The organism is Agrobacterium sp. MCAB5 (assembly GCF_052114365.1).
GTDB lineage: Bacteria > Pseudomonadota > Alphaproteobacteria > Rhizobiales > Rhizobiaceae > Agrobacterium > Agrobacterium tumefaciens.
This window is the reverse complement of sequence record NZ_JBFREP010000006.1, coordinates 1-20,831: the sequence shown is the minus strand read 5'-3', so window position 1 is coordinate 20,831 and position 20,831 is coordinate 1. Positions and strand designations below refer to the sequence as shown.

Below are 20,831 nucleotides of genomic sequence, written 5' to 3'. Positions count from 1 at the left end.
CCAATCTCTCGGCCTCACGTATCCCTGATGTGTCCGGGCTTCGGTGAATTTGTAATCGAGTGTAGAGGCCGCCTTTCCGCGAACAGTCGCGAAGGCGAAATCGCCCGAGCCCCGGCATCGGTTACGGTGCATATCGCGTGAAGACGAAATCATGGTCCTTGACGTTGCCCTCGTGGCAGGAGAGGCACGTCTCATGCTGGGCGGCATCCACCGGCTTGCCGTTGACAAACCGCCCGAAGCCCCAGCCGTGGCTGGCGGCATATTTCCTGGAGTCCTTCACCATCACCTGCACTGTGGTCGCCGCGCCCGGAACCGTGGCCGGCGGAAACTCCGTGGATTGCTGCCGCTTATAAGCGAGCTTCACCAGTATCGAGCCGTCGGGAAAGGGCAGGGTTCCGCTCTTGTAGGCGTCGACGGCGACATCGTTTGCCAGAACAGCGCGAAGCTCGTCCAGCGGCGGCGCTTCCTGCGCGGGCGCGATGAACTTCCAGTCACGATATCCTTCAGGAAGCGTGACACCATAGATGGGAGAGGCAAGTTCCGGCGGCGTGTCCGCTGAGCGCGAATAAACGGTTCCAAAACCTGCTGCCGCACCCGATAGGGCGACGGCGAAGAAAATCTGCCTCTTCATGGGAACTCCTGCCTGATCCGAAATAGATCAGGCAATGATCTGCCCTGCAGGTATCCGGCATGTTTCCTGAAACCCGCATTTATGTATCAGATCGTAGCAGTGCGCAGTGCCCCCGAAGGCATGTCACGCTTAAAGGCCGGCGAGCACGCTCACGTCATCGTCTTTTGGAGCCTCCATCGCGAACTTTATCGCTTTCTGGATCTCGTCCTCTATTGCCTTCCTCTCGTCGGGCGGCATGGCGGCAAGGTCGCCTTCGGACAATCCCCGCGCCTCCAGATATTGGGCCCGGATTTTCTCGCCAAGGCTCATATTTGCCCAGCGGCTAAGCTCGTCCTCATCGGAGCCTGTGCCGCCGCCCTCAAGCGGCGTCTCTTCTATTCCGCCCTCTTGCCCCCGGAGCGACCAGAGTGCGTTGGCAAGATTGGAGGAGAGCGAAGGCGCGGCGCCCCCTCCGATCAACGATGCCGACCGTTCGGGTGTGGGATCGGGCACGGCCTGGGAAACGTCCTGTGGCCGCGGGCGTATGTAAAGCGAGGCGGTGGAGCCAATTCGATCGATTGCAGACATTGCATATCTCCTTCCGTCGCAATCTGGTTCGGGTGGCTTGCCTCTGGCTGGTCATGCTGCTTGCCTGCGTTCGGCGACCTCTTTTTGCCGACCACAAGCACATTTCTTTCGTCACCTCGCCGGCGGTATTGCGCAAAATCATTCCGAAGCAACGAGAAGTCGTGAAACTTTTTGGAGCGCGGCGAGTTTGGTGAAGGAGCAATCAGCTCGCATGTCTCACTGCATATAATCGCCGCTACGCGGAGGATTGATCGTCCATTCGGAGGAGATCGCATGAATTCCATCATCTATCTAGTCGGCCTCGTCGTCGTCGTCCTGTTCATCCTCTCATTGTTGGGGCTACGCTGATGGTTGATCCAACGGGTATCGAAACGAATCCAAACCGCAGCTATGTGGATTGGCCAGCGATTTTCGCCGGTGCCGTCATTTCCTCGGGCGCCATGGCCATTCTCACCGCGTTTGCGGGCGGCCTGGGCCTTAGTTCAATCTCGGCGGACAATGGTGGCGAGGTCAGCACAGTCTGGCTCATCATAACCGCGCTCTTCGTTATCATTTCCATGGTCGGCTCCTACATGCTGGGTGGCTATATTGCCGGCCGCATGCGTCGGCCTGCCGGCGCTGCCGACAGGAACGAATTGACCGTCCGCGATGGTGTGAATGGCTTGGTCGTATGGGGTCTCGGCACGGTCGTCTCGGCGTTTCTAGCGCTCGGCGTTCTGTCCGGTGGCGCCAAGGCTGTCGGCAGCGTGGCGCAGACCGCGGTTGAGGCAACGGGTTCCGCAGTCGGTGGCGCCGTTCAGGGTGCTGGCCAACTTGCGGGCGGCATCATTTCCGGCGCTGGCAGTGCAGCAGGTGGTCTGGCGCAAGGCGCCGGTCAGGCTGCAGCGCCCAGCATCGAGCAAATGCTTCCGCAGGGCCTGAAAGCCAATCCAATCGACTATTTCACGGATAGTCTTTTGAGAACCGATGCGCCCGCCGCCCCTCTGACGGGTGACCAGAGCGCCGGCGATTATCAGCGCCAGATCAGCGGCATCCTAGGCAATCTGCTTGCAACCGGTGAGATATCTGATGCCGATAAGACATGGCTTGCCAACCAGGTCGCTGCCCGCACAAACATCAGCCAGACGGATGCGCAAACGCGCGTAAACCAGACGGTTGAACGCGTGCAGGCCGTCAGGGCGGAAGCGCAGAAGAAAGTCGATGAAGCGCAGAAGCAGGTCGAAACCCTGAAGGCGGAGGCGCAGAAGGCGTTGGACGATGCCAAGGCCAAAGCTGCGGATGCTGCAGAAAAAGCGCGCGTCGCAGGCATTCTGACCGCGTTCCTGCTGGCCGCTTCCGCACTCGTTTCCGCTGCCGCTGCTTATATCGGCGCAGTCCACGGTGGCCGACACAGAGACGAAGGCCGTATCTGGGGTGGTCTTTCCTACCGCAAGTAACCAGAGCGACGGCAAGAAAAATCGGCTTTTCACAAATGTCCCGCCCGGACCAAATTCCGGGCGGGACTTTCGTTTTAGGTATCTGCCGTCACGGACAGGGTCAATCGCGACGCTGCAGCAAGGCAAGTGCTACCGTGGATGCCGCCAGTATCGCGGTCAGCGCCAGCGGCGCAGTGGCACCGTAGGAATCCACGATATAGCCGCCGACAACAGCCCCGATACTGATAGCCACCTGGAAAGAAACAACCATCAGGCTGCCTGCTGCTTCCAGAGCGTCGGGTGCGCCGCGGGAAAGGTTGGTCGGCAGCACCACGGGCGCCATGCCAAAGGCAAGACCCCAAAGCGCGACGAGCGCGAATGCGGCGCTGCTATGAACACCCCATAGGACGAGGGCGATTGTTGCAAATGCCATCAGGGCGGCGGTAACGATGAGCGCGAGGCGGATACTGTTGTCCGCCATGCGGCCACCCAGCACATTGCCGATCACGGAAGCAACGCCAAAGCCGAGCAGGGCAAGAGCAATCGGCGTGGTCTCAAGCAGCGTCACTTGTTCGAGGAACGGACGCACATAGACCGAACCGGCAAAATGCCCCGTCATCAGCAACAGGATGGCAAGCATCCCCAGCTGAACGCTGCGCCGCCGCGTCAGGCGGAAAACATCGGAAAGACTGTTGCTCGTACTTGCCGGCAGCGAGGGCAGGCTGAATATTTGTAGCAGCATGGCAATGACGGCAAGCCCCGCCGTCATCGACATGGCAATGCGCCATCCCACCCAGTCGCTGATCAAGGCGCCCATGGAGGGAGCCGCAATGGTGGCGAGTGAAACGCCGAGTGTGACAATAGCCATGCCGCGCCCGGTCGAATTCGCGCCGACCAACCGCGCCACGACAGCAACCGAAAGTGCCCAAAAACCGCTGAGCGCAATACCCAGTCCGGCCCGGCCGACCAGCAATAGCCAGAAATCGGCAGCAACTGATGCGAGAATGTTGGAGCCGATCGCCAGCGCGCTGAGACCGACAAGCACGGTCTTGCGGTTCAGTTTGCCGATGAGAACATTGCTGAGCAACGCGGTCACAGCACCCACGGAGGCTGTAGCCGTGACAACCTGTCCCGCCGTGCCCTCTGTAATGCCGAGATCGCGCGCCATGGGCGTCAACAATCCCGCTGGCAGAAACTCGGCCGATACAAGCGCAAAGCTGGTGGCCGCCATCGAAAGAACCGCAAACCAGGTTGCGGCGGTCCATGCGGGTTCCTCTGCGGCCTCCAGGCCAATTGTTGACCCATCAAATTCTGATGTCGTGTCCGTCATGGTGTCTCTCCTTGAGTTGGGAGAGTTTTAACCGAATTTTTTCGGATGATATGTATCTAAAAATCCGAATTTCATACCTATTCCTCCAAAATTTGTGCGTTGCACAATCTTCCTTGCGCACTGTGCGGGCCGGACTATCCCACGTATCCGTGCCATCCTTCTTTGCCTTGCGATCCCAGGGGAACCACCGCTTGATGCGGCAATATTGATCCGGATGGACTTCTTAGTCCTCAGGGCCAGCGACGATTGCCACTTGCGCGCCCTCAATGCGCGGGCGTTTGGTTGACCGGAATCTCATTCGCAAGGCTTCTTTAAGTATAGATCAATATAAATAATGAATATATCGATATAGATTTACTGCGAATCCGTCAAGTCTACTGATGATAAGAAGTACTTATCGATGGTTGCGACGCCAACCGGCAATCATACCCAGTTAGGAACCTCAATATTTATATAGAGTTCCTTTAGCAAATCATTTACCATGATTTCAATGGCTTACGATTTTTCCAAAATCAGCATGACAGCCCTGATGCGGCCGGCTTTCGACGCCGGCGTCGCGCTGACCCGTCTTGACGAGCGCATTGGCCGCTCGCCACTTGGCGCGGGCTGGATCGAACGATCCCACTTCGCCGACGCATGTGCCTCGCTGTGGATCGACGGCGAACTCGTGCATCTCGAAGACCTCGTCCTCCATGATGCCACGCGGGACATTCGCACACCGACCCACGAACTGACAATCGCCCGAGACGTCTTGCGGACTCGCCGACGGATCGCCGCACAACTCCCCGGCTGGTCACTATCGGCCGACGGCATCCGCTCGCTGCGGAAAACCTCGGAAATCGGTTCGGGCGGCGGGGACGAGACGGCGACGGCCGCAGTTATTCGGCCAGCGGTCGCGATCGAACCGGAAGGGGAGGCGGAATCCGGCGGCGACGTCGAAGATCTTCCGGGCATCGACTATGCCGCCATCGACGCAGTGCTCGTGCGCTCGGACGCCGCGATCGCGCAAGCAAGGAAGCCCGGCCGAGCTGCCGAACAAAATCCGATGATCTATGATATCGACTGGGACGAGGATGCCCGGCTCGACGAATGGCGCGGCGTGCTGCGCCAGGCCGAAAACTTGCCGGCGGTGCTGCAGACCATCGCCGCCCTCGATGCCTGGAACGAGCTTGCCGTCCTGCAGCATGCACCCTGGCTCGGCCGGCTATTGGCCGCCTCCACCCTGCGCCAGGCCGGCGTCACCATCGGCCCGCACCTGGCCGCCATCAATCTGGGCCTCAAAACCATTCCGGTCGACCGGCGCCGGCATCGTGACCGGGAGACCCGGTTGCTCGCCATTGCTCACGGATTCTTGGCAGCCGCCGAGATCGGCTTGAAAGAGCATGACCGGCTGACGCTGGCGAAAACGATGATGGACCGAAAACTGGAGGGACGGCGGACGTCGTCGAAACTGCCGGAGCTAGTTGAGCTGGTGATGGCAAAGCTATTGGTGTCGGCCGGGATGGTGGCAAAGACGCTCGAGGTGACGCCGCAGGCGGCGAGGCGGATCGTTTTGGAACTCGGCCTGCGCGAGATGACGGGGAGGGGGAGGTTTCGGGCTTGGGGAATTATCTAAAAAGGCCGTTTCGCTGGCCGGAAGGAGTGGAGATATGATGTGAGGCCTTTGAAGACCGAGTAAGTCATGCAAATCTCCGGACATGACAGAAGAACAGCTTTCAAATGAATGGAAGAAATCGCGTAGCGGCGCCTGGGCGCATCGCGGATTTCACTACCAGCACCTTATCGTGACATTGATCGCGCTAAGGCAGTGGGCCGGGCTGGCTCCTAACGGCTTCGTCGTTCCAGAGGGATTTGAGGACTGCGTTATTGAGCTCGAGGCCGGGCATGTCCGGGTTCAAGTTAAATCGCGTAGAGAAGGTTCGTTTGGAGAGAGCAAGGTCCGTGATATACTGGCCACGATGGCAGTAAAGGCAACGTCGGGCGCCCAAATCAACGCGCGTTGTGTCGTTGCGCTCGAAAAAAATCGCCAAGGCGTCTCCGAGAAATCGTTAGAGGCTCTGTTCGAACCGGACTTGCCCGACGTCATTGTCTGTAAATCACCCGAAACAGAAATCATCGAGTTGCTTTCGAGCAAACTGCGCGTTGCGGAAATAATCGTGGAAGGTATTGCCAGCGACATCTATAGGCTGGTTGCGGAAGCCGCCACTTTCAATGCCGCCGCTTTATACGAAAACAGGCGCCGCCTTTCACCGACGGAAATTGAAAAACGCATCAACGAGTTGCTCGCGGCTCAGGATCCTTCTGCGATCGATGACGCGCTGCTCTCCGGTACGCTCAGAGGCGTCGATTTCACGACTCCTCTCAATGAACCGGGATTTTACCTCGGGACCAAAGTGCAGCCGGGTCACATTGCGGCGGGGCTGGTTGTGCCGCGCCCTTCTGAGACGAACTGCATCATAAAGGCGTTGCGCGCCCGTCGTCAGGTGGTTCTCTCGGCGCCGTCCGGCGCCGGAAAGTCGGCGCTGCTCTGGCTTGCGGCCGGCGCGCTCGCAGGCGAAGTTCGCTGGCTGCAGGTCACTTCGTCGGCCACCGTCAACGATGTTGCGGCGTTAATGCGCTTTGTCCATTCACGCCGTCCTTCGGATAAGAATTTAATCGGATTGGTATTTGATGATTTAGACCCGAGCAACGCTGACTTGTGGAATGTCCTTTCCCAGGATTTGAGGGCTGTTCCAGGCGTCTATCTCTTTGCATCGGCACGGCGCGAAAACATCGAACTCCTTATGGCTAGGTCTGAAATCGGCATAGTTGATGTGAAACTGGACGGGCAGTTGGCTGAAACAGTCTGGACGAAACTGCGAGCGGACGCGAAAACCTGTTGGGAGCACTGGCGCGAAGCCTTCGAGCAATCTAATGGCCTTATGCTAGAATATGTTCACATTCTTACGCAAGGCCATCGTCTCAGCGAAGTAGTCACAGATCAGATTCGTCTGCGCGAACGTGAAGGCCGGGAAGATGAACTTTCCATCATTAGATGCACGTCCGCAATCTTCTCCCGAAACGGAGAGATTGAGGTAGCGAGGCTTGTGGGTTGTCTGGGCATCCCTGCAACGACGGTTGGCCGGGCCCTGCGGCGTTTGATGGACGAGCATCTTGTCCGCGAAAGCCGTCCTGGAATTCTCGGCGGCCTGCACGCGCTCCGCTCGGCTGCTCTTCTTCAGGCTTCGCACGACGAAGCCGTTTATCTGTCGTCGGTTTCACTTTGGAAAGGCCTCGGAGCCGCATCAATCGAGACGGTGCCGCAGATTGTCCGATCTCTCCTCAGCGATCTGGACGATGCGGGGGTGACGGAGGCCCTGAAACAAATTGCGCAAACGCTCCATCAGTCGAATGATTTCGAGTGTTGGTCGGCAACCCTGCATGGGCTCGGACTGGCTAGTCTCGAAGAGCATGCCCGGACATTCATAGCTGTGTTGGAAGAGCACGGCGTTCCAAAGGCCAACTGGTCTATTGCGGCGATGTTTTCAGATCCTAAACTCGACATCCCCAAACTATCTGAAAACGAAAATTGGGACCGTTTTCAAAAATCTATTCTGGCTTTTCGTGCGGCCCCGAAACGCGACCTGAGAGGAGAATGCCTTGATTTGTTACCGACGGGAGTCGGGATTTCGCCCTGCACGAGCCTTCGGGACGCCGCAAAGCTGTTTGCGTCTCTGGCTCCCCTCAATGGCGGCACCCCGATAAAAATAACGATGGCGCCGGAAATTGCCGGAGACGGCGAGCCGGACATCAAGGAACTGTCCACATTGTTGGCTGCCGCTTACCATATCGATCCCCATCTGGCAGCTTCGCTTGTGAAATCATTCGGTGGTGAGGATGCACTTTTGGCTGCATTCCATCGTCAAACCCCTTGGGTAACCGAGCCGGCTTTTGAAGCTGGCAAGCATGGCAGGACGATCAGATCAAACTGGTTTCTGCTCGCCGAAGATTTTCAGACCGAACCGCATAAGACGGTCTGCGATATTTGCGACACCTTGATCGCTTTAACGCCCAGTTCCGAGGCGGCGGCATCGGATGCAGTCAATGCTGAAGGGGCGCCCATTCGCGTCGGTGCCTATGCGACCTGGTCAAAGAATATGCCGAGAGAGAACATTCCCGCCCCCTCGCGCGTATCCTGGAATAGGGCCTTTAATCAGATCGTCACGGCAAGATCATCGGCTGGGACGTTGACCAGCTATGCTGGTGAAATGGCAGATCTTGTGGCTAGGACGGAGAAGATTTTTCGCACCTTCTCCGAAACATGGATCAAGGGAAAACAAGTCAAGGACGCCCAGGTCCTGGCAGAGGGAGTGAATGACATACTCGGCCGTGTCAACGACCTTGCTTATGCCGGACCCAAGGAATTGTCACCTCCCGGATCGACCGCGGAATCGATAAGCGATACCCTTGGCGCATTGTTGACCGGCATTCTGGGCAATCTGATAGGCCGGATGAATAAGGTTACGGCGGAATCTGGTGTGAAAGCCACTGCAGCTTTTGCCGCAGACCTCGCCGAGCAAGCCCGCTCGCATGCAAACTCTGCGATCTGGCGTACAGTACCAAATCCTCCAATGGATCAATTGCGATCCTTGGCGCGGCGTCTCGCCGATGTAGCATCGATTTTGCGGGAGTTCGGGGAGGACAGCTCTCCGGTCTCCGTTCAAACGGCTATAAAAGTAGCCGGTAGAGCTGATCTCGGAAAGGCGGTTCAGACAACCGCTCGGCGTTCACGCACTGCGGCAGAACAGCGTATGACCGAGGTATTGGGCGGGCTGGAATCGGCATTGCGGCAGTCGGGTATCCACGTTCAATGCATCACAAGACCATTTGATAAATACTCGGCGTTCTGGCCAGCGAAAGAGGTGGCCATACTTGTTAGCGTGGAAAATTTTGACGATTACAACTCTGGTTTTGAGGCGGTGGTAGCTCTCGGTCGCGAATATCTCAAAAGGGATTGGATGTTCAGGATCGTGCCGAAAATCAATAGCAAAATTATCGCGCCACTCGCGATGAATCCGACCTCTGAATTGACCCTTCCTGACCTTCAATTCGAAGAGGAATGGTGTGAGCATATAGATATGCCCTTCGTATCGACGGTTCTTGTACAGAATTTTGAGAAGTTGTTTGCAGCCAGCCTGCAAGCTTCCGGGATATTCCTGGCGCGAGGCGTGGTCACGCTTCATGCTGAGGAGGACGAGGTTCTCTCTCAGATTATCGACTCGTTCCAACGCCAGCGCCAAGCTCTAGAGGAGGCGGCCAGCAATGGTGCAGAGCACAGATTGCTCGCGCTAGAATACGCCGATCAGCTTTGGTCTCGTCTCGTAGGAGAATTTGACGATCTGAAAGCTGGGTTGACGATCGCCGAACCGCTTTGCATGAGCCCGCATAAGGTCCTCACGGGAAAAATCGATCAAACGGCCGCGGAGGTCGCATTCGTGAAGTTCCGGATATTGGAAGGCGAAGCTCGCGGCCCTCTGACGGAAGTTACAGTTCGCTAAGATTGTGTCCTTAAACGACCAGAAATGGGACTAAGTTTGATCTAGTTTTAGTAATCAAAAGTATAAAAACTGAGGATAATGCGACCATTCTTGTTGCCGATGTCGATTCACCGATTACCGCAGACGACCAGATCTTCGAATATGGGACAGCCATTCATACAGGAGCTCTGATGGTTGCACCCGGAACATCGGTCGGAGCGGAAGTAGTCTCGGAAACCCTTCATGTTAGGTGAGTTCCTCCAAATATCTTCCAGAGGCCTATCCGCCGACAACAGGTCCCCTTCAGCGAGGCCGCTTTGAAACGAGCATGGATAAACGCGCATATCCTCCGCTACAAAAAGCGAAAACCGTCCCGCGTCACATGCGTCTACAACTGTCGAGCTCGTGGTTGTACGGCCGAATACGCCGCTGACACAGCACGCGTCGAACCCCACCTTGAGTTTAGATTCCTTGGAGGTGGCCAATTTGAAGAATTCATCAAGCCGTGAGCTGTTGCGCGCCAACTTCGATTCAAAAACTTTGTGGCCGGCCGGCTTATAGTTCAGGAAAACCAGCGCATTGATCCCTCCAAGGAATTCCGGTGGCGCAGTCATCCAGTCTATAGCCGTGTTCACACTGTCCGCATCAAGGATGAAGTGGATATTCACTTTGATCTGGAACTTGGTAAGCAGCCGTATTGTGGCCGCCGTCTCATCATAGGGCGGATACGCAGACACTGCCACGGCACCGCAGTAGCTTTTGGTCGCCTCCAAGATTTCGTCCGTTAGGCCTCGGCCGTTGGTGGTATAGTTCGGAACTATCCCTTTTTCATACGTATACCGCAGGATATCGACGAAGTCAGGATGCTGATTGGGGTTGCCTCCACCTAACGCGACCTGAAAAGTCCCCATATTGGCCGCTGAATCAATAACATGCTTATAGTTCGCCAGCTTCATGTGATGGCCAGCTTTGGTCGATTTCTTATAACAGAACACGCAACCTTTGTCGCACCAGTTGGTGATAGATATGTCCATCAACTCTGGACCATGAGGCGACCAGAACGGTTCCGGCATTCCTTTATCCTCGACGCGCGCGAAGAAGCCGGTCTTCGTGTTGAAGAAGGTCGAGTAACCCTCGTCGCTGTAGCGATTTACTTTCAGCATTGAACTACCAGTAGCTGGGGTACGCGTTGATGAAAATGGCGTCAGTATCGATCTCGAAGATGGTCGTGCAGAGGAGAGACTCCGCCAGAGCGCCATCGCTGCTCAATCCCCCACGAATAACCGGGGTACCGTCCGCAATCGCGTTCTTTATACGGTCGAGGACTTCGGGTGTCAGGTCGAAATCGCGAGTTGAGTTTGCGCCTTCGACGCTGGTGATCCGGTCGCCCCGAGAAATGGCATCATTGAGCTCGTCAAACATTGAAGAAAAGAGTTCGCCTATTGGGCCTTCGTCACTGGCCCCAATCGCTTCGAAAAAGCTGTCCCTCGTGAATTGTCGATCCGAGATGTAGATAAAGGACGTAGAGGAACTGTTCGAAACAAAGTCCATCTTAAGCTTCATGACTTGCCCTCCAATTTCGCAGTGCAGCCATAACCGGTTTCAGGTACGTGCCGCCTTGTTCCAAATCCAGCATTTGCGGTAATCTGCCTACGTGCAAAATGTACGTCTGATTTTCATCAGCTTCGGGCATCCGCACACCGTGGCAGAGTTTTAAATAGTCGGAAAACTGGTCGTATTCCACGCTGTAGTAACGCCGGTACTCAGCTTTCAAGTCAACCGAATAGATGAAGAGAACCTTATAGACATCCTGAACCAACTGGGCAGCAAGACCTCCCGGTTTAATTGACATCATCTCGAAGAATTCGGACTGCGAGGGAATTGTAGGGAGAGGCAAGATCAGTTTCCTTTCCTTCATTCGCTCACCTCGGTTTTCTTAATTTTCATTCCTTCAATAGCGCGCGAGAAGGCCGCCATTCGCCCACATTTGGCTTGCTCCACAAAAGCGAAACAGTGCTCGAATTCGCCGCTAGCTCGTATGGCATCCAATGTCTCACGCAGGTCATATTTCAAACCAGCATCCGCAAGAAACGATAGCTGAATAACAAAGACGAGCATGTCATCAAAATCTTCCTTTACACCGATATTTTTGTTCCAAGAGGAGAGAAAATCCTTTATCGCGTCCCGCTCAAAGCTCGGAACATGTGCCCTTGTATTGAAGAGATGATAGAAAAAGGTTGGAGCTTGATCATCCTCAAGTTTATTGATGATCTCCAGAAGCAGGCGCGTGTTCAAAATCTGATCTGGGGCGTCGCGATGGAACAGAAATGATCCAATACGTTGGACAATTTCTCGCTTCCGAAGGGTCGAGAGATACTCAATTACCCGCTCACGGTCACTGTCGTCTTGGTACTCATGCGGTAGCGTCGAGATAGCGATCGAATAGTGAATATCGAAGTCCTCGGCCGCTTCGAGGAATTCCAACACCTGCTTTTCCCCTTTTTGACGAGCCAACAGGTATGCGTATTTAAATACGCCCTCATAAACTTGGAGCTTCCGAAGCCGGTCTACAACTCCCGAGAATTCGGAAAAATCAGCCTTTCCGACCCGGTTGACCAAGTAAAACGCGATAACGAAATCTCTCAGTTCGTCGTAAGTGAAAGAGACTGTTTCGTCGAACATGGTCTCTAACGTTTTTTCCGCAGGCTCCCGGCGCAGAATAATGTCTTCTGCAATCAAGAGGTCGATCACCTCCAACTGATCCTTCGAATACCCAGCAACGCTTACGCTATGGAAGCGATCCTCACGGAGCATTTGGTCGACGATAGCATAGAGGCTCGGAAGAAATTCAGCTCTGAGCGGCTTTGGCAGCTGTTCCGCTTTCCGGTAAAGATAACTCTCATAAAGCTTAATCTTGTAAATATCCGCCACGTGTCCGAGGGCCTTGCCTTCATGCAGATCGCAGAAAATTCGCATCAACAGCAGGTCGCTCTTCAGGAAAGCGGCGGCGCTGCCTGAAAGGTCAGCGTCTACTTTGAAGTGTGCTAGATACGAGGCCAGCATGCGCTTCAAGCTCTCGTCTGACATCTCAGCCTTAAGGTCTTTGATGCGGATAATTGACCCCCAAAACGGCTCGTTCATCAGTTTAGAGAACTTGTTATCAAAAAACTCAGTTCGGCACGTGATGATGATTTTCACGAAGTCATACTGAGCGACAGCGCCCAGGAGGTCGGAGAGCTCGTCCCGGAACCCATCGAGATCTTTAACCTCGTTGATCCCATCGATAGCGATCACAAAAGGCATCTGGACGCCGCTTGCTACCTGGTCAAATATCTCCAGCACTCCTTGCACGGTGTCCCTGACGGGCAGATATCGATTTTGGCTAAGGAAGGAGAGAATTCGGTTTGGATGAGCGTACTTGTTCAACTCTCTTGCCGGGATGAAAACGGACGGTATGCCAAACTTTCCAAACTGGTTCTCGACCAAATCGCAGATGAAGTTCGTTTTTCCCTGACCAGCTGCACTCGTGATCAATAAGCACTTGGCTTCGGCGGTTCCTATTAACTGCAGCGCTTCATCATATTTCCATTCAATCGAGCTAGCACAGCCCTCGATAGGGAACTTCAGCATAGAATATATCGCGGTTTTTTCCGGTGCGACCTCATACCGACCACGAGTTTCTTTCGGCTCGAAGCCCAGAGGCTTAACGCGGTTCGCCTCATGCGCAATTCGGCGTCGGCGATCCTGTAGGTGCGAGCAAACGTCCTTCAGCGTGCTGGGAAAGTCGGCGTCGGAAACGGGACAAATTTCCGATTGAAAAGTTTCAATGCCGACTTTTTCGAGATGAGTGTTGAGCTTATCAAAATTAATTTCCCGAAGTTTGTCTTCAATCTTTCGACCAAAGAAAACCGGATGGGCAAATATGCGCGTGGTTTCTTTTGTCTTGGTTGGCTCTATGAAGATCGAAGGAATGTATTTTTTCGTGTTCTTCTCCACCTCGATCTTCAAGGTGCTGAACTGCAAGAACGCGTCCAGGTCACCCTTGAATTTCTCGTAATTTGAATATCTGCTGAATTCCGCTCTAAGAGCCTCGCTAAGCTCCAATAGCTTCTCAACGGGTAAAGCGGAGGCGCGCGCAATTAGGTCGGTGTAATCGATGATGTGGGCATTGGGATCGAACGCGATCGAATGCTTTGAAACTTCATTATTCAAAGCCTCGGACGTATACGAACGCTGCTTCTCGGTAATTACGAGGATGTAGACCTCGTCGAACTCCTTTTCGAGGGAATGCTCGCGAAACTTCTCCAGCGTGTACACGACCTTTGCGCTCGACGGGTCAGACGTGACCTGGAACGACAGACGTTTCGATTTTGATCCCAGATCAACCGAGGGAAAGTTGGGGCGGATAACGTTCTGGTTCTCGATGTCGGGACAGTTGAAGATTATTGAAAGGATCGGTATGAAGAAATTCTCAGCAACTTTGTTGATGTCGAAATGGTCGCATGCATTGTTGCATTTGATCTCAACGATCACCTGCGTGAAGTAGCGTTTGATTTGGGCCAGGTATTCCAAACTGTTCATTTTTGCGCGCTCATGGTCCAGACTAGTGATCGAGACGAGAAAGATGTCGCCTCTACGTTACTGTTTTCGGCTCGGCTATTGCGCGATATGCAAGTCGATTCGGCCGAAAGCTTGCCATACTTTCCGATACGGCGGACACGCCAGCGCCCACCGCGACGAGCGACAGAACGGCATGCATACCATGCGCCTACTGCGACGGAAAACAGCGCTGACGCAGGGCCAGATTTGAGACCCTTGCAGCACGCTTCTCGCCATATCGATCAACTGCGCTGTTTTGCAAGCTGACGTTCAAGTGCCCTCCGCTGTTGTCGCGACATTCCCGAGAATTTGGGATCTGCGGGGAATTCCATCTGGTGGACAACGCGGGTTGAGAGCATGGTAGCATTGAGGGATATGTCGAATTGATGCTTGGCGGTCTGCAATATCTCCATGAAATCTGGTGTCCACTCTTGCTGTTCCAAAGCAATCAGCTCTTCCGATGCACCTTGATCAGACTGTGCATTGACGGCAATGCCAACACATAGCTTCAATTCTCTATCGTCGTTCAACGCAGATAGGCAGTAGGCTTGGAGGATCGAAGCCCTCATACGTCTGAATATAGCGACACTCATGGTGTCGGTTTCGCGCATAACCAAGAAAACATAGGCCATTTTATCGTTGGTCGACGGATCGAACGATATCAGCACTCTTACAAATCGTGCTGCTTTTTGTTCCTCGCAGGTGTCGATCGCTCCGCTAAGTGCCTCTGCGAAATGACGGCGCTGTAGTCTCGTAGCCCTGGCCATGATGCGGAGAGCTCGCTCCGAGGAGTCCACCGTTGGAACCTCATCGAATAGCTGGTGCTGGGTGCCGTTCAGCGTTCCGGCCGTGAATAGCTTAATCAACCGGTCCCACAGGTAAGACGACCGATTTGCTGCAAGACGCCGCTGATACTCCGGAGACCTCACCAGGTACGCATACTCTCCTTGCACAAAGGAGAGCTTTTCATTCCCTGATGCACCTTTAATGTCCATGCTGTTGGGGAAAGCATGAGACCCGTCTTTTCGAATCGTCTGAAGATAATTCGCGACGAGCTCCGCCTCGCTCGGCGATGCCAGCAGCGTCGAGGATCGGATCAGTGAGGCACGCGCTGCAAGGTAGCGAGTAAAATCGGTGATCGTATCGAGCTCTCGCATGACGATACCTAGGGCGATCGTATTGAATACGTGAATGAAAGGTCCTGCAGGATCGACGTCGCCAATCGAGAATGGTCGATGTAGTTCCGACTGAAAGTTGACGTGGTCTGAACCTTTGAGGTGAGGCAGGATCAGGAACGTGCCATCCGGATCATTGAAATATTTGGAGGCTGCCGCTTCAGCTCCCATGGCGACACAGACACCGTATACTCTTCGCCGATCAATTGGCGGGAGGCGGATCGGTAGTGCATTTTGGCATTTTGCGTCTAGGAAAAGTGCATCGGGCTTGCTGCGCAGCCAGGCCGCCGCTTTTCGGATTTGACCGGCGGAGTCCGCGATAGCTCTTTTGTACCAGCGTGGCCATGCCGTCTCGACAGAGGCGTCGCTCCAATTGATGCATTTGTCGCTAAAAATAATGACATCATCACCGCAGACGACCAGTAAGTCGCAGAGCTCCTGTCCTGGCTTCTTGAAGACGTTTGGCCACGACCACAGATCGAGAAAGGTCTCATCCGCCAGCTTCGACAGATGTTGCTCCGTCGGCGTAAATCCGCTTTGCTTCTCGATCTTTGCGATTGGACTGTCCTCCTTGGCAATCTATATTTACACATTGCTGGCTTGAAACTCGAAAGTCACGCCATCCGCCAGCTGCCTCACAACAATCTTTGCCGCGCAGTTGCCAATCCGGGAGGACCCTATCGTGCTCTTTTGCTGACGACTTCCAGGCCCAGATCCGGATCTCCCACAATCATCCCGCAAGGCGGCTGTCCGCTACACGAAGCGATATTCTAAGCGATGGCTACTGGAGCGCCGTCGCACCGAGGAATTGCGCCTTCTCCAGCAATTATGTCTCGCTAAATATCTCTGTTTAAACACTTATTTCGTGGCTAGGGCGATTTTCGCGTGAAAAATCAATGATAATCTCCGACTAATATTCACTTCGGGCAAATATCAACGTAGGGTTACGGCGGGAAGCTGGGGGATATAATGGCGTCGCAGGATTATGAAACGGAGAAAGTCGTATTTCGCAACTTCTACGACAGCTCGTGGGGTACGATGGAAGCGGCTCGGAACGCCTTCATCACCATGATACGTTCGCTTCTTGCGACCGATGCAGCGATTGCAGGCGCGAAGGTCGAAGGGCGGATCAAGGAACGCGAGGAATGCCTAAGCAAGTTTCGGCTGAAGTATCAAACCGAGCTTGAAAGCTCGAAAACGGCTTACGCCATTCGAGATCATATTTCTGATCTGATCGGGTTGCGCATCGTCTGCTTCTATGGGGACGATGTCGAGCGGGTGAAAGGGCTCATATCAGCCGAGTTCGATGTGCTGGGTGTCACCGACAAGACGGCGCAGATGGAGCAAACGGCGGATGCCTTCGGATACAAGGGCTTGCATCTAGATCTGCGCCTGAGTGAAAGTCGAAGGGAACTGAAGGAGTATGCCGCCTATGCGAACTATCCATTTGAACTTCAGATCCGGACAGTTGTGCAGGATTCTTGGAGTATTCTCGATCACAAAATCAAATACAAGAAGTCGATCCCGAACGGTCTAAAGCGGCGCATCAATACCCTCGCTGCCCTGTTCGAGCTGGCGGACCGGGAGTTTCGAGCCATTCGGGACGGGACCGCTGAAGAGATCGAGCGAACCGACGCCTACGCCGAGATTGAGGAAGAATCGGCAGTCGTTCCTGCCGAGACCGAAGCTGTTGTCGACGAAGCGCCTCGTCGATATGCCCCACTCAACGCATTCAGCCTGTTGCGGATCGCCAAGCATTTTTTCCCGGGGCGTGAGTTTGAGCCCCACAAGGTAGATGGTTTCACCCAGCAGGTGATTGACCTCAAACCCGACATCAGCCGGGGCAAATTCAACTACTATCTACGAGAGACGATAGGCGAAGTGCGGCGGTACAAAGCCGACTTCGAGACCCGCGCCGATAGTACTCAACTCAATCCATTCACTGTCATGAGGCACAGCCTTTATGCAGCTGATCCGGACTTATTTTCATCACTCCTGACGGACAGGGCGCGCGATAGCTTCGATGCTTGGCGGGCGGATCAAAAAGTTGATGCGACGGTCGGCTAGCTTGGATGTGCAGCTTTTACGCGTAGGAGCAAAGGGGCGGCCACATCTGCGGGACTGGCCGACACGTAGACGAAGGGCATAAATGGCTAGGACTGCAGAGTACTCTATAAAAGGCTATCTCTACCAATTCCTAAAGTATCTGTCGGAAATCCTGGCAGCAGGCGATGGCGCTAAAATCACCATCGAGGGCGCGATCGAAGACGTAGACGTCATCGCCGCGGGTCTCACCACAGCCGTCCAGTGCAAATATCACGAACAGGCCGAAAAATACACGCTGGGTAAGATTTACAAGCCCATTCTGCTTATGCTCGAGCACTTTTCCAAAAATTCGGGCACGGATCCCCAAGTGAGCTACCGCCTCTTTTGCCATTTTCCTGGCGAGTCAGGCATCAAGGCTCTTACCAAGGATGACCTTGAGACGGTTCTGTCCACCAAGGGAGAAGCCTTGAGGGCGATCGTGGCGCGCATCGATACCAGCGTAGACTATGACGCGTTTTTGGATCGCTTTGCCATTGAGTTCGGGCCATCCGCAGAGGATTTACAGGTCGCTGTGCTGGCCTCCCTAATGGACAAGGGGTTCGATCCCGACGACATCGATGCCGTGATCTTCCCGAATGCGATCCAACGTATCGTGGATCTTGCTACGCGGTCTGACGTCAACGACCGAACGGTTGAGCCTAAAGTTTTTCTGGCTGGCCTACGAGAGGTTCGCCGAGTGACGTTCACCCGCTGGACGCGAGAGCTCGCGACCAAGGGAAAAATGTTCTCCAGCCTGCGCAAGAGCCTCAGACCCTGTCTGGCCCACAACTCTCGAGGGCGCGTTTTCGTTATCGACCCGCTCACGATCGTGAATTTCGACGACGACATCGTCCGATTCATCAAGGCGTTCGTCCAGCGTTACAGCAGTAAGTACCTTCATTCGAACCCGCCGCTATTCATGCTGACTGGCGACTACGACTTAAGCATCCTGCAAAAACGTCTTTACGACGCCGGCCTTCGCTGCGAAACCGGAAAGGTCGGCGGGACCGATGTTATTATCAAAGAGTTGTTCCGACGGCCCATTCTCATCCGCAACCCATTCAGGATGGAGTTCAGCCTGCGTCTAGCCAAGCGCAATGAAGTCATCGGGGGGCCACAACGGCGACCCGACGAACTTTTCCTGATCAACGTCGCCGACGACGAATGGAAGCACGAAGATGTAAATGTCCATGGCTTTGAGATCGAACGCCTTTCTGATCTCGAATACATTTTGCAATTAAGGAGCGACTATGCATGACCTTGGGACCCCAATCGGCAGTGTGACCGACAGCTCGCCTTCGCTCGTCCGTATCGAGATCTCCTCGGCCGAAAATTTCGAGAAGTACAAGTCGATGCTGGGAGTAGGCCAATACCTACTCGTCGCTTCTGGGAACAATTTGTATCTTTTAGCCTCGATAACGGGGGTGCGGGCAACCCACGCCGAACGGCACCCTATGGGTCCTTCTTCTGAGGTGCATTCTGAGGACAGCTCTGACGGAATCTCCGGAAATTTTCGTTTTCAGATTGACACTCAGCCGATCGGTACGCTTTCAGAAGATGGTGAGTTTTCTCGCGGTTCCCATTCGCTACCGGTCCCCACAGAATACGCTTATGTAACCCCTCCAGCAGTGCTTGAGGGGATTTTCTCGCACCAGATCAAGTCTCCATTCGCCCTCGGGACTTTGGGCATCTCGCCGGACATAAAGCTCAAGATCGACGGTGACCGTTTCTTTAGTAAGCACGTGGCGGTAGTCGGTTCGACCGGTTCAGGCAAATCCTGTGCCGTCGCCAAGATCCTGCAAACCGCCGTAGGTATCGAATCTAAAGCCAATGCCCACAAGGCGGCGCAGAAGAACTCGCATATCGTCATCTTCGACATCCATGCCGAATATGCGGCTGCGTTTAATCTGGAGGCAGGCGAAGCCTTCACACTTAACCTGCTAGGCGTTGATAATCTGCGGTTGCCGTACTGGCTTATGAATGCGCAAGAACTTGAACAAATTTTCATCGAGAGTAACGAGCACAACTCGCACAACCAGATTTCGCAGTTCCGGCACGCGGTTGTCCGCAACAAGTGTAGGCACAATCCAACACTTACCAATCTTTCATTCGATACGCCGGTCTACTTCTCGATCGACGAGGTCGTGACCTATCTAGAGAACATGAACAATGAGGTTATTGGCAAGCTGGCGGGGGAAGGTAAGCCGAAACTCGCTAACGAAACACTGGTGTCGGATCGGGATGAACTCTATTTCGACGCGGTGCAGTCATTTATCGTAGCCTCGCAGGCAGTAGCTACAAAAGCATCCAATGGCCCGTTCAACGGCGAATTCGATCGCATGATATTGCGCCTCCACACGCGTTTAGCGGACCCTAGACTGCAGTTCCTCTTTTATCCAAAGAAAGAGGACGGTGAGGACTTGGCAACCGGCGACTTCGCCGACGTCGTCCGGCAATTTGTAGGTTACATGACGAAGTCGAACGTCTCGATAGTCGACTTGAGCGGGATACCTTTCGAAGTCCTGAGCATCGTTGTCAGCTTGATCTCGAGGATGATTTTTGACTTCGGTTTCCATTATTCCAAGAACCGGCATGTAAGGGGGGCCGTCAGCGATGTGCCCATTCTTGTTGTCTGCGAGGAAGCCCACAACTACCTGCCGCGCTCGGGTGGTGCCGCATACGACGCATCTAGGAAATCGATTGAGCGCATCGCCAAGGAAGGGCGTAAGTATGGGGTGACTTTAATGGTGGTCAGCCAGCGCCCTTCAGAGGTTTCGGAGACTATATTTTCACAGTGTTCGAACTTCATTTCCCTGCGCCTGACAAATGCCCTCGATCAGGCCTACGTGAAATCTCTTCTTCCTGACCTGTCAGCCGGGCTGGGTGACTTGCTGCCTAATTTGGGGCAGGGTGAGTTCTTGATAGTAGGCGACGCGCCCCTCATGCCCACGGTCGGCCATTTTGCGCTTCCAGTGCCGGAACCGCATTCGCGAAGCGTGAATTACCTTAAGGAATGGAATTCCGATTGGCGACACGTTGACTTCGACAGCGTCATCGATCGGTGGCGCGGAAAAGTGCTGACCAAATCGGAGAAAGGAGTCTAGCGCGACCAACTTCAACAACGATGGTCTCCGTCGCTATAGGCACTATCGATCATCTGCATTCTTGTATTCCTGCTTGGCCTTCAATAAAGGGTGTGATGGTGGGGTCGCAGTTACGGGCATTGACACGACCCTTGCTCCCCGGACGGGACGGTCAGGAACGCCCCAAATCTGTCATTCGAGCTTGGCCAAGTTATTGAATCGCTTGAGGGAATTTTTCGCGCTCGGACTTTTATAGTAACAGTGTCGTTGGTTCGTATCCCTTCACATCAGGATTTTTGTCAATTGTTCATTCGAGTGGCATCGAATTTCTCCTTCGTAGGCGGATCCACGGTCTGAGCCCATAGCAATTACCGGCCCGGTTCTCGGGCCTATACAACCTCACATCCGGTCGCCGCTCTCACGCGGCTGC

Annotated in this window: 14 protein-coding genes; 6 read left to right on the top strand and 8 right to left on the bottom strand. The window is 54.4% G+C overall.

From position 1 onward, the window contains the following. Nucleotides 1-121 precede the first annotated feature (121 nt). Nucleotides 122-631, bottom strand: coding sequence for a cytochrome P460 family protein (locus tag AB4Z23_RS15085; RefSeq protein ID WP_080850132.1), 510 nt, complete (start codon nt 629-631; stop codon nt 122-124). 129 nt (nt 632-760) lie between these two features. Then, the gene (locus AB4Z23_RS15080) at nt 761-1,198 is read right to left on the bottom strand and encodes a hypothetical protein (RefSeq protein ID WP_441360314.1); all 438 of its coding nucleotides are present in this window, start codon (nt 1,196-1,198) and stop codon (nt 761-763) included. Between the two features lie 347 nt (nt 1,199-1,545). Between AB4Z23_RS15080 and AB4Z23_RS15075 the strand changes: the two genes are divergently transcribed. Continuing rightward, entirely contained in the window at nt 1,546-2,634 is a 1,089-nt protein-coding gene (locus AB4Z23_RS15075) for a hypothetical protein (RefSeq protein ID WP_035199154.1), read from the top strand. 100 nt (nt 2,635-2,734) lie between these two features. Here the strand turns inward: AB4Z23_RS15075 and AB4Z23_RS15070 are convergent, their stop codons facing one another. Then, nucleotides 2,735-3,943, bottom strand: coding sequence for an MFS transporter (locus AB4Z23_RS15070; RefSeq protein ID WP_111804160.1), 1,209 nt, complete (start codon nt 3,941-3,943; stop codon nt 2,735-2,737). Nucleotides 3,944-4,424: 481 nt separating this feature from the next. Between AB4Z23_RS15070 and AB4Z23_RS15065 the strand changes: the two genes are divergently transcribed. Further along, on the top strand, nt 4,425-5,558 hold the full coding sequence (locus AB4Z23_RS15065) for an RHE_PE00001 family protein (RefSeq protein WP_441360313.1): 1,134 nt from the start codon (nt 4,425-4,427) through the stop codon (nt 5,556-5,558). Nucleotides 5,559-5,640: 82 nt separating this feature from the next. Further along, a complete protein-coding gene (locus tag AB4Z23_RS15060; RefSeq protein ID WP_441360312.1) occupies nt 5,641-9,480 on the top strand; it encodes a hypothetical protein in 3,840 nt (1,279 codons plus the stop codon). A gap of 107 nt (nt 9,481-9,587) precedes the next feature. Here AB4Z23_RS15060 and AB4Z23_RS15055 read toward each other — a convergent pair whose 3' ends face one another. From AB4Z23_RS15055 to AB4Z23_RS15035, 5 genes are all read right to left on the bottom strand, one after another. Next, nucleotides 9,588-10,622, bottom strand: a complete 1,035-nt coding sequence (locus tag AB4Z23_RS15055) for a radical SAM/SPASM domain-containing protein (protein WP_441360311.1) — start codon at nt 10,620-10,622, stop codon at nt 9,588-9,590. Between the two features lie 4 nt (nt 10,623-10,626). Next, complete coding sequence (locus tag AB4Z23_RS15050; RefSeq protein ID WP_116494590.1) at nt 10,627-11,022, bottom strand: hypothetical protein; 396 nt, start codon at nt 11,020-11,022, stop codon at nt 10,627-10,629. Further along, nucleotides 11,012-11,377 carry a hypothetical protein gene (locus AB4Z23_RS15045; protein ID WP_441360310.1) on the bottom strand — a complete coding sequence of 122 codons (366 nt, stop codon included), beginning with the start codon at nt 11,375-11,377 and terminating at the stop codon, nt 11,012-11,014. Before AB4Z23_RS15045 ends, AB4Z23_RS15050 begins: the two co-directional genes overlap by 11 nt. Next, complete coding sequence (locus AB4Z23_RS15040) at nt 11,374-14,040, bottom strand: SMEK domain-containing protein (RefSeq protein ID WP_441360309.1); 2,667 nt, start codon at nt 14,038-14,040, stop codon at nt 11,374-11,376. Before AB4Z23_RS15040 ends, AB4Z23_RS15045 begins: the two co-directional genes overlap by 4 nt. 260 nt (nt 14,041-14,300) lie before the next feature. Further along, nucleotides 14,301-15,404, bottom strand: coding sequence for a hypothetical protein (locus AB4Z23_RS15035; RefSeq protein WP_441360308.1), 1,104 nt, complete (start codon nt 15,402-15,404; stop codon nt 14,301-14,303). A 798-nt stretch (nt 15,405-16,202) separates the two neighbouring features. Between AB4Z23_RS15035 and AB4Z23_RS15030 the strand changes: the two genes are divergently transcribed. The 3 genes from AB4Z23_RS15030 (at nt 16,203) to AB4Z23_RS15020 (ending at nt 20,422) form a co-directional block, all read left to right on the top strand. Further along, a complete protein-coding gene (locus tag AB4Z23_RS15030; protein WP_441360307.1) occupies nt 16,203-17,300 on the top strand; it encodes a GTP pyrophosphokinase in 1,098 nt (365 codons plus the stop codon). 82 nt (nt 17,301-17,382) lie between these two features. Further along, a complete protein-coding gene (locus AB4Z23_RS15025) occupies nt 17,383-18,576 on the top strand; it encodes a hypothetical protein (protein WP_441360306.1) in 1,194 nt (397 codons plus the stop codon). Then, entirely contained in the window at nt 18,569-20,422 is a 1,854-nt protein-coding gene (locus tag AB4Z23_RS15020) for an ATP-binding protein (RefSeq protein ID WP_441360305.1), read from the top strand. The genes AB4Z23_RS15025 and AB4Z23_RS15020 overlap by 8 nt, the downstream gene beginning before the upstream one ends. Nucleotides 20,423-20,831: the final 409 nt, after the last annotated feature.